The 13,224-nt window shown below is 61.3% G+C and carries 11 protein-coding genes; 7 read left to right on the top strand and 4 right to left on the bottom strand.

Going from position 1 to position 13,224, the window contains the following annotated elements:
* The first annotated feature begins 4 nt into the window (after positions 1 to 4).
* The 3 genes from IPK17_RS25490 to IPK17_RS25480 are packed head-to-tail and all read left to right on the top strand — an operon-like array spanning position 5 to position 4,573.
* Positions 5 to 1,789, top strand: coding sequence for an ABC transporter ATP-binding protein (locus IPK17_RS25490; protein WP_343420507.1), 1,785 nt, complete (start codon positions 5 to 7; stop codon positions 1,787 to 1,789).
* A 3-nt stretch (positions 1,790 to 1,792) separates the two neighbouring features.
* A complete protein-coding gene (locus IPK17_RS25485; protein WP_343420506.1) occupies positions 1,793 to 3,637 on the top strand; it encodes an ABC transporter ATP-binding protein in 1,845 nt (614 codons plus the stop codon).
* A complete protein-coding gene (locus tag IPK17_RS25480; RefSeq protein WP_343420505.1) occupies positions 3,638 to 4,573 on the top strand; it encodes an acetamidase/formamidase family protein in 936 nt (311 codons plus the stop codon).
* Positions 4,574 to 4,676: 103 nt separating this feature from the next.
* Here IPK17_RS25480 and IPK17_RS25475 read toward each other — a convergent pair whose 3' ends face one another.
* Positions 4,677 to 5,888, bottom strand: coding sequence for an acetyl-CoA C-acyltransferase (locus IPK17_RS25475; RefSeq protein WP_343420504.1), 1,212 nt, complete (start codon positions 5,886 to 5,888; stop codon positions 4,677 to 4,679).
* A complete protein-coding gene (locus tag IPK17_RS25470) occupies positions 5,885 to 6,388 on the bottom strand; it encodes an HIT family protein (protein WP_343420503.1) in 504 nt (167 codons plus the stop codon). The genes IPK17_RS25475 and IPK17_RS25470 overlap by 4 nt, the downstream gene beginning before the upstream one ends.
* Before the next feature lie 79 nt (positions 6,389 to 6,467).
* Between IPK17_RS25470 and IPK17_RS25465 the strand changes: the two genes are divergently transcribed.
* Genes IPK17_RS25465 through IPK17_RS25450 form a run of 4 tightly spaced genes read left to right on the top strand, consistent with a single transcriptional unit; the run spans position 6,468 to position 9,567 of the window.
* Positions 6,468 to 7,268, top strand: a complete 801-nt coding sequence (locus IPK17_RS25465; RefSeq protein ID WP_343420502.1) for a lysoplasmalogenase family protein — start codon at positions 6,468 to 6,470, stop codon at positions 7,266 to 7,268.
* A gap of 37 nt (positions 7,269 to 7,305) precedes the next feature.
* On the top strand, positions 7,306 to 8,052 hold the full coding sequence (locus IPK17_RS25460) for a biotin--[acetyl-CoA-carboxylase] ligase (RefSeq protein WP_343420501.1): 747 nt from the start codon (positions 7,306 to 7,308) through the stop codon (positions 8,050 to 8,052).
* Between the two features lie 9 nt (positions 8,053 to 8,061).
* Positions 8,062 to 9,309, top strand: coding sequence for a hypothetical protein (locus IPK17_RS25455; RefSeq protein ID WP_343420500.1), 1,248 nt, complete (start codon positions 8,062 to 8,064; stop codon positions 9,307 to 9,309).
* 39 nt (positions 9,310 to 9,348) lie between these two features.
* Positions 9,349 to 9,567: a hypothetical protein gene (locus IPK17_RS25450; RefSeq protein WP_343420499.1), complete on the top strand. Its 219-nt coding sequence runs from the start codon at positions 9,349 to 9,351 to the stop codon at positions 9,565 to 9,567.
* Between the two features lie 46 nt (positions 9,568 to 9,613).
* On the opposite strand, the gene IPK17_RS25445 is transcribed toward IPK17_RS25450, so the two are convergent.
* The gene (locus tag IPK17_RS25445; RefSeq protein WP_343420498.1) at positions 9,614 to 12,187 is read right to left on the bottom strand and encodes a penicillin acylase family protein; all 2,574 of its coding nucleotides are present in this window, start codon (positions 12,185 to 12,187) and stop codon (positions 9,614 to 9,616) included.
* A 4-nt stretch (positions 12,188 to 12,191) separates the two neighbouring features.
* Entirely contained in the window at positions 12,192 to 13,169 is a 978-nt protein-coding gene (locus IPK17_RS25440; protein ID WP_343420497.1) for an alpha/beta hydrolase, read from the bottom strand.
* Positions 13,170 to 13,224: the final 55 nt, after the last annotated feature.

The following is a 13,224-nucleotide window of genomic DNA, read 5'->3' as shown; positions in this document are numbered from 1 at the left end:
ACGTATGACATCTGAATTTGTCGCGCGTGAGAGCTTTCACACAGACCATTCGAGTCCACTTCGCTTCATCCTGTCCCATATTCGGCGGCATCCGATCTTTGCCGTCACGATGGTGCTCGGAGCGTTTTCAAATGCGGCCTTAGCCGCGGCCATTCCCTACTACATTGGGGTCGGCTTCAATGCCCTGACGGAAGGCCGCGGCCTCGACGCGTTGGGTGCGGCGGCCGTTTCGGTCTTCGTGTCGCAGTTTTTCCGCGCTACGCTGCAGCTCATGCGCAACTTTTCCGCGGAGATTTTCGCGCAGCGCATTGAACGCGATGTACGCGATGAACTGTACGCCAGTCTGCTTGGCAAGAGCATGACCTTCCACGACATGCAGCCTGTCGGGGAGATCATGGCGCGCGTGACCAACGACGTGCGCGAACTCAACCTGATGATGAACCCCGGCATGAATCTGCTGATCGGCTCGGGCTTTTTCGTCATTGCGCCGCTCATCGCCGCGCCGCGCATGCATCCTGACCTAATTCTCGCGCCGCTGCTGTTTCTCATCGCTTACGTAACCTCGCAGGTCTTCTATCTGCGTAGCCTCGCCCCGGTGACGCAGCGCGTGCGCGCCTCGTTCGGCGAAATGAACGCGCGCGTCGCGGAATCGCTGGAAGGGCTGCAGGTTGTCAAGGGGACGGCGCAGGAAGCGCGCGAGGCCGCCGAGTTCGGTGAACTGTCCGATAAGGTACGGACGCATCTGGTAGCGCAGGGCGATATCGAAGCGCGCTACCTGCCCATGCTGCTGCTGGGTCTGGTGATCGCTGTCGGTTTTATGCATTCCGTCAGCCTGTTTCAGCAGGGACTGATTGATATCGGGACGGTGGTCGCCTACAACGGGCAATTGATGCTGTACGGCTTCCCGGTCTTCTCGTCGTTGGGGTCATTCTCGCAGGTGTCGTCGGGCTATGCGAGCGCCAAGCGCATCCTCGACATCATCAACACCGAAACCGAGCTGGATCAGAACACGGCTGGTTATGCAGGTGACAGCAAAGGCGCGATCAAGTTTGAGGGCGTCGACTTCCGTTACCTGACCGACGACAACGAAATTCTGCACGAGATCAGTTTTGAAGTGCAGCCGGGGCAGACGGTCGCCATCGTCGGGCAGACGGGGGCGGGCAAGACGACGCTCACCAAGCTCATCAACCGCACGTACGATGTGAACAAAGGTCGTGTGCTGATCGACGGTGTCGATGTGCGCGATTGGAATATGGCGCGGCTGCGCTCGCAAATTAGTGTGATTGAGCAGGATATCTTCCTGTTTGGGCGCTCGATTGCCGACAACATCCGGTTTGGCAAGCCGGAAGCTACGCTCGAAGAGGTCATTGAAGCGGCGCAGAAAGCGCAGGCGCACGAGTTCATCACCAGTTTCGCCGAAGGCTATAACACGGTTGTGGGGCAGCGCGGGGTGACGCTCTCGGGCGGCCAACGGCAGCGCATCGCGATTGCGCGCGCTTTCGTCACCGACCCGCCGATCCTCATCCTCGACGACAGCACGAGCGCAATTGACAGCGCGACCGAAGACAAAATCCAGAAGGCGATCTGGTCGGCGGCGAAGGGACGCACCACGCTGCTGATCACGCACCGTCTCTCACAAATTCGCTGGGCAGATCATATTGTGGTACTGCGGAAAGGCCGAGTGGTCGCACAAGGAACGCACGATCAACTGCTGGCGAGCTCTGAGGCGTATCGCCGCATTTTCGCCCGGTACGAAGCGCCAGAGCGCGCGCCGCACGGAGGAGACTAACCGATGGGTATTTTTGGCGGCCTACAGGCCGAACAATACGACCGCCAGTATGATGACGGGTATCTGCTGCGGCGCTTAGGCGATTATCTGGCGAAGCACCGCCGCCGTGTGCTCATTATCGCGTCGATGGTCATTCTGTACGCGGTGCTTGGCTCGGTGATTCCGGTCGTAATTTCGGCGGGCGTCGATGCGTTGAGCACGAGCGCGCCGGAATCGACGTTGTGGATCATCATTGGCGCGCTGTTTGCCGTCGGCATCATCGACTACGGCATCTATTGGGTGCGCCGCCGCATGACCGCGCGGGTGGTTGCGGAAGTGGTGAGCGATCTGCGGAAGGCGGCGTTTGCTGCGGCGATTGAGCGCGATCTGTCGTTCTATGACGAGAACAAATCGGGCAAGATCGTCAGTCGTATCACCAGCGACACGCAGGAATTAAACAATGTACTGGTCATCGGCACCGATTTGATCAGTCAGGTGCTCGATTTTTTGCTGCTGTTCGTCGTGCTGCTCACCCGAGAATGGCGTTTGACGCTGATCCTCGCGGGCGCCATGCCCATCGTGTTCGGCCTGACGATTCTGCTGCGCCATTTCGCGCGCATCGTCACCCGGCAGGGCACACGCGCCATGGCCGCGGTCAACGACAACATTCAGGAGAGCGTGAGCGGCATCAGCGTAGCCAAGAACTACCGCCAGGAAGCGGGCATTTACCGCGACTTCACGCGGGTCAACACGCAGTCGTATAACATCAACATCCGGCGCGGTTTCGTGCTGGCGACCGTCTTCCCTACGCTGAACGCTGTCTCTGGCATCATCATCGGCATGCTGTTGTACATCGGCGGGACCTATGTGATTGCCGGGGTGATCGGCGCGGGCGCGTGGTATCTGTTCATCCAAGGCGTAGACCGCTTCTGGTTTCCGGTAATTAACCTGTCCGGCTTCTGGAGCCAACTGCAAGCGGGTCTGAGCGCGGTCGAGCGCATTTTCGCGCTGGTGGATGCCGAAAACACCATCAAGCAGACGGCTGATCGCCCGGCACCCGAGCCCATGCACGGTGAGATCGAATTCAAGGACGTGATCTTCGAGTACAGCAACGGCGAGCGGGTGCTCGATCACTTCAGCCTACACATTCAGCCCGGCGAGAGCATCGCTTTTGTCGGGCATACCGGCGCAGGCAAAAGCACGATTGCCAAGGCTGTCGCGCGCTTCTACGAGTTTCAGGGCGGACAAGTGCTGATCGACGGGCAGGATATTCGCAGCTTCAATTTGCAGTCCTACCGCAGCAAGCTCGGCATTGTGCCGCAGCAGCCCTTCCTGTTCAGCGGCACGATCCGCGAGAACATCCGCTATGCGCGGCCTAGTGCGACGGATGCCGAGATCGAAGAGATCGCGAACAGCGTCGGTCACGGCGAATGGCTGGAAACGTTGCCGGAGGGCCTAGACAGCGATGTGGGCGAACGCGGCGCGCGGTTGAGCATGGGGCAGCGGCAGTTGGTCAGCTTGCTGCGCGTGCTGGTGCAGAAGCCCGCCATCTTCATCCTTGACGAAGCGACGGCCAGCATCGACCCGTTCACCGAAACGCAGATTCAAGAGGCGCTCGACCTCATCCTCAAGCGCTCCACGTCGATTCTGATTGCGCATCGTCTGAGCACGGTGCGCAGTGCCGACCGCATCATTGTGCTCAAGAACGGTGGCATTATCGAGCAGGGCAATCACGAGCAGTTGATGAGGGGACACGGGCATTACGCCGAGCTCTACAACACCTACTTCCGCCATCAATCGCTCGACTATGTGGAAAACGCGCGCAAATACGCCGATACGCAAGAGATGGAACGGGCAGGGTCAGTCTAGATGGCGCACTACGAACTTAAGCCCGAACGGTCGACGCTGCACGGGCATTTCTCACGAGACTTGCCCCCGGCGCTGATGATCGATTCCGGCGATACGGTACAGTTTCAGTGTATTGATTCCGGTTGGCGGCTGGAACCCTTTACCAGTCCGGATATCCGTCCACGCGCCTTTGCCGAACGCCGTGAAGGGGAACTGGACTCCGGTCACGCGCTAACGGGTCCGGTCTACATTCGCGGGGCGAAACCCGGGATGACGCTGGCTGTCCGCGTGAACCGATTGGAGGTCGGAGGTTGGGGGACAACCTTTGCGGGCGGTTGGGACTGCGAGTGGAATCGGCGGTTGAAAGCGACCACGGAAGGCACAGTGCACGTGTGGACGCTGGATCGCGTGGCGCAAACCGCCCGCAATCAGTTTGGACATACGGTGAGCCTCCGTCCGTTTATGGGTGTGTATGGCATGCCGCCCGCTGAACCCGGTGTGCATTCGACGGTGCCACCGCGCCGCACGGGCGGCAACATCGATTGCAAAGAATTGACCGTTGGGAGCACACTTTACCTGCCGATTGAAGTCGAAGGTGGGTTGTTCAGTACGGGCGATGGTCACGCGGTGCAGGGGGACGGCGAAATCTCGGTCACGGCGATTGAATGCCCGGTCGACCGGGTGGATGTCACATTCGATTTGCTGGATGACATGCCGCTGGCAATGCCCGTCGCCCAGACCCCCGTCGGGTGGCTGGCGCTCGGCTTTGACAAAGATCTGGATGAAGCGGCAGCGCTGGCGGTCGAAGGCATGCTCGGCATAATGCAGCGCATTCATGGACTAGCGCGCTATGATGCGCTGGCGCTGGCGAGTCTCGTTGTTGATTTGCGCGTGACTCAGATGGTCAACGAGGTGCGCGGCGTGCATGCGGTGCTGCCGCATGGGGCGATCAAGTAACGCAACACGGGTGAAGCGGTAGAGCTACGCTGACACCGTTGGTGCTGTGGACTTTAAGGGGATGCGCTCGGCATCCCCTTTGTTTTATCGAGACTCGCGCCGCCTATTCCAGCTCGACCGCCAGCGCGACCGCTTCCGCGCCGCCGAGGCACAGCGCCGCCAGCCCGCGTTTGAGGCCGCGGTCCTGCAGCGCGTGGATCAGCGTGATGAGCACGCGCGCGCCGCTCGCACCGAGCGGGTGACCGAGCGCAATCGCGCCGCCGTTCACATTGATCTTCTCCAACGGGAATTCATAGCCATCCCGCTTCAAACCCTTGATGTCGGCCAGCACCTGCGCGGCAAATGCCTCATTGACTTCGACCAGGTCGACATCTTCCGCTGACCAGCCCGCTTTTTGCAGCGCAATCGGAATCGCCTTGACGGGCGCGTAGAAGATCCACGCGGGTTCGACGGCAGCGTGGCCGTAGCCGACGATGCGCGCCACTGGCTGATGCCCGTGCTTTTCGGCATAATCGCGGCTGGCGACAACCAGCGCTGCGGCGCCGTCGTTCATCCCCGGCGCGTTGCCCGCGGTGACCTTGCCATCCTGCTCAAAGGCGGGGGCGAGTTTCGCCAGCACTTCGACGGTCGTATCCGGGCGAATCGATTCGTCGCGGTCGATGACGATGTCGCCTTTCTTATTCTTGATGGTGATCGGCGCGATCTCCGTCTTAAACTTGCCCGCCTCGGTCGCCGCTGCTGCTTTCGCATGGCTGCTGTAGGCCAACTGATCCATCTCGGCGCGGCTGATCTCCAACTGGCGTCCGATGAATTCGGCGGCGTTTCCCATTCCCCAATCGCACAGCGAACACCACAGACCATCGCTTTGCAGCGAGTCGCGCAGGGTGACATGGCCGTATTTCGTGCCCATGCGGTGCGTGTCGTCAAGGAAGGGGGCGCGGCTCATGCTCTCCGTGCCGCCCGCCACATATAGGTCGCCATCTTCCGCGCGGATCATGCTGGAGGCGAGCATGACGGCCTTCAAGCCGCTGCCGCACACCTTGTTGATCGAGACGCCGCCGACGTTTTCCGGCAGGCCCGCACCAATGCTCACCTGCCGAGGCAGCGCCTGCCCGACGCCCGCACTGACCACGTTGCCGAGAATCAACTCGTGAATGTCTTCACTGTTTACGCCGCTGCGTTCGACTGCGGCGCGCACGGCGACTTTGCCGAGTTCGGCGGCGCTCAAGCCGGACAGCCCGCCGAGGAATTTGCCAATGGGGGTACGCGCGCTCCCGAGAATGACTGCGTCCCGACTGCTTTTGCCGTTGTTCATGGTGTCTCTTCTGCTCCGTACAATTCTGTCCAGACCGCCTTGAGTTCGCGGTAAATGTTATCGAGAGTATCCGGGATGACCCGGGTGCTGCTGACCACCGTCATGAAGTTGGAGTCGCCAGCCCAACGCGGCACGATATGGAAGTGGAAGTGTTCGGCGATACCCGCACCCGCGGCTTGCCCGAGGTTCGCGCCCATGTTGAAGGCGGCCGCGCCGTACAACTTGCGCAGCGCGCCGAGGGTTTTGTTGGCGGTGACCATCAGGTCGGTCAGCGCTGTGACCGGCATCGCTTCGGATGAGGCGATGTGCTCGTAGGGAACGACCATCACATGACCATTATTGTAGGGGTAGAGGTTGAGGGTGACGTACACATACTGAGACCGGGCAATGATCTGCGTTTCGCCGTCAGTGTGGGGCAGTTGACAGAAGACGCAGCCCTCCAGCGGCTTTTTCTCACCGCGGATGTACGCCATACGCCACGGGGTATACAAATGATCCATGAAGTCCCTATTTTCCAAATAAGCGTGCCAGATAACTCTTTATAGATGTTATCATGCCACGATCAGGAATGCGTTGGAAGTGATTTTACGAAAAACTACCCGCTTTGGTAGGTATGGTCTGCAAAACGCGGTAGAGTCGGTGGGCAGCGCGGCTCTGGCGAAAGACGATCGCATGGCTCTCCAACCTTTGCTTATTCCCATCCTGTTGTGGGCGGTTCTGCTCTTTGGCGGGTTTGTGTTTGGAAAATTGTGGACGGATCGCACGCGGCGCATGCCGGTGTGGACGCGCATGGCGTCGTCGCTGACACTGGTCGCTGCGGCGTGGTGGATCTACACCCTTGAGAGCACGGCGACGGTCTACACACTGCCCGCCGCGCTTGGAATGACCTTTGGGTTTCTCTGCGATCTATTTATGGCGCGGCTGATCCGCTTCTCGCAGCATGTGTTAGGCGGCATCGGTTCGTTTGGTATCGGGCATATCTTCTACGTGATCGGGTTTCTCGGGACGGCGAACCTGCTCAGGCTGACGCTGTCGCCGATTCCGGTGGTTATCTGGTGGGTGATTGGCGCGGTGGGATGGTGGATCGCCGTGTGGCGGGGCGTGACCGAACGCACTCCGATGCATATGGCGGCGCTGCCGTATGCGCTGCTGCTGTCCAGCACCGCCGGATTCGCGACGAGCATGGCCGTCGCGGACGCGCGCTTCATTCCGCTGGCGGTCGGCGCGGCGCTGTTTCTGCTCAGCGATTTGCTGCTGGCGGCGCGGCTGTTTCGGAATGTGTTCTTTCCGCTGGTCGACGATGTGGTGTGGCTGACCTATGGACCCGCGCAGATGCTGATCGTCTTCTCATCGCTCAGCGTCCTGAGCGCCCTGCAATAGTGGTAAAATTCAGGCAGCGCACGCGAGGTGGAAACGTATGTTGTCGGTTGAGCGGCTGGAACAGACGCTAGAGGCCCGTCCCTTCCAATACTTGGAGACGACGGCGAGTACCAATGATGTCGCCATGCGGTGGCTGCTGGACGGCGCGCCCGTGGGGAGTATCGTCACGGCGAACGAGCAGGTCCAGGGACGCGGTCGGCTAGGCCGTACCTGGTACGCGCCGCCGGGAACCGCGCTCATGCTGTCGTATGTGCTGCGCCCGGCGGTTGATGACCTGCCGTATGTGGGCATGGCGGGCGCGGTCGCCGTGCTGGAGACGATTCAGGCGTTGGGCATGAGCGGCGTTGGCCTCAAATGGCCGAACGATGTGCAGATCGATGGGCGGAAGGTGTGCGGCATCCTGCCGGAAGCCACGTGGCAGGATGGCACGCTGCTCGGCGTCGTGTTGGGGATCGGCATCAACGTGCGCATCGATTTTGCGGGCACGGCGTTTGCACACACGGCGATCAGTCTGGAACAACGCGTGCCCTCGCTGGATCGGGCGGAACTGCTGGCTCAGCTGGCCGAGCGGCTCGATGCGTGGACGGCGCGCTTGTCGGCTGATGAACTATTTGAACGCTGGCGGGCTGGTCTGGTGATGCTTGGACGCCCGGTTTCCATTACCACGGTGACCGGAACGATCACCGGGACGGCTGAAGCTGTTGAGCGCCAAGGGGCGCTCGTGGTGCGCGATGCGCACGGAGTGCTCCAGCGCGTGATTGCGGGCGATATCGCCCTGGGATAGCGAGGACGCATGGGAATCCGGCTGGACTGGGAAATCGAAGCCGAGAATGAACGGGTCGAAAGCGCGGGCGAAGACCCGGAGTCGCTGCGGCGGCGCTGGCGTGCGCGTCTGCGCTTGTTTGGGCTGCTGCTCGTCGTGTTGACCTTCGCCGGCATGGTGATTGGCGGCTTAGTGCTGCGTTTGCGGCAGGTTGATTGGGAGATCGAGCAGGCGCTGCGGGATACGGTCGAAACTGAGGTCGCAACGCTGCGCATTGGCGATCACCGCACGTTTCAGGATATGCAGCGCAGCGCCACCGACGAGTGGTTGGCGCGGCAGGATGAGTTGTTCGGCGAATATCAGACGCTGCTGCTCGAAAAAGGCGAAAACGTGCAGCTCACCGGGCACGTGATCGCCGCCAGCGTGGATGGGCAGCGCGGGCGCGTGCAGGTCGAAGAGATCATCGATGGCGCGCGTTATGTGCGGACGTGGTTTTACTGGCGCTATGAAGATGGCTGGCGACATGTCCCGCCGGATTACACCTTCTGGGGGACACCGCAAACACTCCAGAATGACCGCGTGACGCTCTACTACCGGGAGCTCGACCAGCCCGCCGCGCAATTGGCGTTCGATCAGCTCACGGCGTGGCTGACGACGGGCTGTGAGGCGCTGAGCTGCGCGGCCGTGCCCCATTTGACGGTCGATATCGTGCCAAATCCGCTGGCTCAGGTGCAGTGGGTGGATAACTGGATGCTGCAAATCCCCTCGCCGTATCTGGAACGCGCGCCGGTTGACGCGCCGCTCACCCCGGGGACGCGCTTTCAATTGGCTGTGCTGATGGCGCGGCGCTTAGTGGACGAACAGGTCGCCACCGGATTGACAGGTGAAGCGGCTTTCCTGCGGGATGCGGTGGTGAGTTGGTTGGTAGAGCGATTCGCGCAGGTGCAAATGGAGTCGTATCTCGTGTACAGCCTCGCCGCGCGCTATGACGCTCCCGCGGTGGGCCGCTTGCTCAGCGCGCTCACCCCCGATGCGACTGCGGCCGTGCTCAGTCAGGTAACGGGGATGCCGCTGGAACAGGCAGGGTTGGATTGGCGCGATTATATTGAATGGCGGCTGAGTCAGGAACTGAGCGGGCAGGAACTCGACGTGCTGAGCACGACCGTCGAGTACAGCGCGGACGGCGTTCCGCAGATACGCGCGCAGGTGCAGTCCGGCACGCTGCAAACGGAAATCGTGTACCAGCTCGTCGACGGGCTGTGGCGGCGGACGGCCTAATCATGCTATCATGATGACATCTTGAGGGGAGATGATGCCATGCTTGACGATCTGCGTAAAAGTACTCAATCGAGCGGCGAGAGCGACATCGAAGAGCCGATGATCCGCATGTCCAACGACGACGATGAAGAAGTCGTCGAGAAGCGCTTTCTGGGCATGACGGCCGTCGAGCGCATGTTCATTTCGATCTTCTTTTTCCTCGCGGCGAGTGTGATCGGCGCAGCCCTGCTGCTGGCGACCGGGCGCTGGGTTCTCTAAATCACAGCGGGACGGGAGCGCGTGCTCCCGTCCCTGACTGGCATCCTTAGCCTGCGGGACTGAGAATCAGCCGATCCGCGGTGGCGCGTTCGACCTGCGTGCGCGACCACAACATCGGGTGATACCGAATTTCCGTCCACGGGCTGATCATGTCGTTGTAGTGCGGGCTGTACGGGTGCCCGCTCTGACCAGTCGTGTGCATCGACTGGCTGTTTTCCCAGTTAGCCACATCCACAATCATACGCATCGACGGGAGCGCGCGAACGGTGTAGGTCGCGTCGAATTCGTCCGTCCCGTAGTCGATGCCCCAGCCCGTCGCGTTGACGATTTCGCCGCCGCCATCTACCGGGTACGGCCCACGGTTGACCATATCTTCGATCAGGCTGATGCCGCTCAAGCCGAGTGGGTTGCTCTCCCATATCGCCGTGTGCAGTTCACCCCAACTCCATTCCGCCGGGTTATTCCCCTGACGGCGCACGATCTCCACGACCGCTTCGTCAAAGGCGCGGACGAGAATTTCGTCGCGAGTTTCGACCACATCGGCGGTGCGGGCGTCATCCCACCACGCGTTTTCGGGATCGTTCATCAGGCGAGAAGCGGGATAAAGATCGCCCGTGTTCGCGCGGATGTCTTCAGGCAGTTGATCGTTGAACAGGTTATCGAGCAAACGCACACTGAACACCGCGTAGAGCGCCGCCTGACCGCTGTCACGCACCATCTGGTAATCCCACGACAGCAGGAAGTCGCGAGCTTCCGTCGACGACTGATCCGTGAACTGCAAGCCGTTGAGGAACGGAACGATTTCCCGCGCGTTGATGTTCAGGTCATCGCCATGAATGGTCTGATACGTGCTGGCGTTGTGCGCCTTAAGCTGATCCATCAGCTCGTTGATGCGTTCGCCGCGGTAGCCGTACGACCAGCTATAGCCGAGCTCGTAGAAGTTGTCCGCGCCGAGCGCTGTTTCGAGTTCGGCGTAGTAATCCGGTGGAACGACCGCTTGATTCGCCGTGACCACAAAGTCACGCTCCGGGTTGAGAATGCGCGGCAGCAGGTCAAACGGGATGTAGCCCTGCCACGTGTCGGCGTCGCTGGTGGCGAGCGTCGGGAAGCGGCCATCGCGGTCACCGGGGCGAATGGGCATGCTGCCTGGCGTCTGGTAGCCGATATTGCCCGCCGTATCCGCGTACACAAAGTTTTGCGCCGGGACATTCCAGTAGCTGAGCGCAGCGCGGAATTCATCCCAATTGCTCGCTAGGTTCAGCCGCAGCACGGACTTGTAGAGCGTGCCTTCGTCCAAGCCGGTCCAGCGCAGCACCATAGGATCTTCGCTGTTCCAACCGGAGATTTCACCCGTTTCGGAGTCGTAGCGGTTGTCGTTGATTATGGGGCCGAGATGCGTTTCGCGTACCTGAATCGTGACCGGCTCGTCGCCGTCACCAAAGTTGATCGTCTCTTCGCGCACGTTCATGTCGCGCCACTCGCCGTCCCAACGATACTGCGTCGGGTTGTCTGGGTTGATTTCGAGGCTGTACAAATCCTGCACATCCGCGCCCACATTGGTCACGCCCCACGCGATATTCGCGTTGTGACCGATGATGACGGCGGGCGACGCGGGCAGGGCAAAGCCGACGACATCATACGGGCACTCCGCCGTGACCGGGTAGCAGTGCAGCCCGATCTCGTACCAGATCGACGGCATCTGGATCCCGAGGTGCGGATCATTCGCCAACAGCGGCGTCCCGTTGGAGGTCATCGTCCCGGTGGCGACCCAGTTGTTACTGCCGATGCCAACGTCGGTGCTGCGCGTGACCCAGTCGCCGCGCACGATGCCGCCTGCTGCTGCACGGCTCGCCGGCACGGTCAGCGCGGCGCGACTGCCCGCGTAGGCCGTGCTCAGGCTCGCTTCTGTGATGGGCAAATCCTCAGCTTGGAGGATGGTCGGCTTGCTGTCGAAGGGGAAGGGCGGGGTGAGGTCGTCGAACAGGGCTTGACCGAGCGCGTCGAGCAGCAGTGCGTTGTCCATGTCCGAACCGTACGAGTCGGTGAGGTTCCACGCCATCACTTTGCCCCACACGAGGCTGTCGGCAATCGTCCACGGCGCGATGGTAATGTTCACCCCCGTCACGCCGAGCAGGCGGTATTCGAGCGCGAGGTCGTCCTGCGGGCGACTGGTGATATATGCGTTGACGCCGTCGGCGAAGGCCTGCACCGCGGCGGTTTCCGTCTCATCCAGCAGTGCGACATCGCGCTGCGCGGCCTCATACCAGCCTGCCGTGCGGATGAAGAGGTCGCTCCCCATGACGCTGGCGGTCTTGCCCGTCAGTTCCTGAATCGTACCCGCGCCCACGTGCCGCGCGAATTCCATCTGCCACCAGCGGTCTTGTGCCTGCGTGAAGCCCTGCGCAAAGAACAGATCATGCGGGTTGCTGGCGTAGATGTGCGGGACGCCCCAGTCGTCGCGCAGCACTTCGACCTGCGCCTGCAAACCGGTGACGTTGAGCGTGCCGCTGGTGACCGGAAGCGGGCCGCGCGTAGTGTCGTTGAAAATGAGGAAACCGCCGACGGCGATCACCACGACGATGAGCAGCAGAATCAAAAGAACTATTCGTAAAACTTTCACTGCGTTAGGCTCCTAGGTGCTCGGTAAAAAAGGCGACGAGGCGCGCGGCATAGTCGTCGGTGATCATGAACATCCCCTGAACGTGATCCGCGCCGTCGATAATCCACGGTTCGACCGGGTTGCCGACCGCGTTGGCCGCGGCAGCGAGGTCATAGGCGTACTGCACGCTTAAGCGGCGATCCGCTGTGCCGTGCGTGATGAACAACGGGCGCGTGCCGATCGTTTGCACAGCTTGCAGGGGGCTGATCGCGGTGACATTGTCACCGCTCATAAGGCGGCCCATAAACAGCCCGGCAGGCGCCAGAAACTGCGGGTAACCGTTGCGCGCGAGTTCGGCATCCAACGCGACCTGAATATCGGCGAAACCGCTGTCTTCCCAGACCGCGGCAACCTGCGGTTCGGCTCCGGTCGCGATCAACATGGTGGCGGCACCGAGGGACACACCGAATAGGCCGATGCGTTCGGCGGGGATGCCCTGTTCGGCGATCAGCCAGTCCCACGCGCCGAGCACGTCGCGATACTCTTCCGTGCCGACGGCGTAGCGGCCGTCTTCGACGGTGGATGCGCCATGATCGCGCATGTCCATCATCAGCACGTTGAAACCCGCATGATGCAGCATGCCGCCCGGCAGCAGCACAGAGGGCGCCTGCTTGCAGCTGTTTAAACCGTGCACGAGCAGGACAGCCGGGGCGCTCTCCGGCGTTTCGGCAGCGGGCACATACCACGCCGAGATGGTGATGCCCGCGTCACGGCTGGGAATGCTCACCGTTTCGTAGTCAGGCATCAGGTAGGCGGAGGCATCACCGTCATTGGGCAAGTCGAAGGCGTCGGGGGCGTTGTCGAGATCGTCCGGGCGGTTGTTGCAGTCGGGGTTGACGCGCGTCAGCGTGTTGTAGACCACCGCCCCCGCTGCCAGATACCCACCACCGAAGACGAGCACGACGATCACCACGATCACAGCAAGAAGCCATTTTCTGCGCATGGTTGCGGTCTCCAAAAAAGCGATTCAGTTCACCAAATGGCAATTTGATTTATAG

This window comes from Candidatus Flexifilum breve (assembly GCF_016713355.1).
Note: the sequence above shows the minus strand (reverse complement) of the source record. Positions and strands in the feature narration are given on the sequence as shown.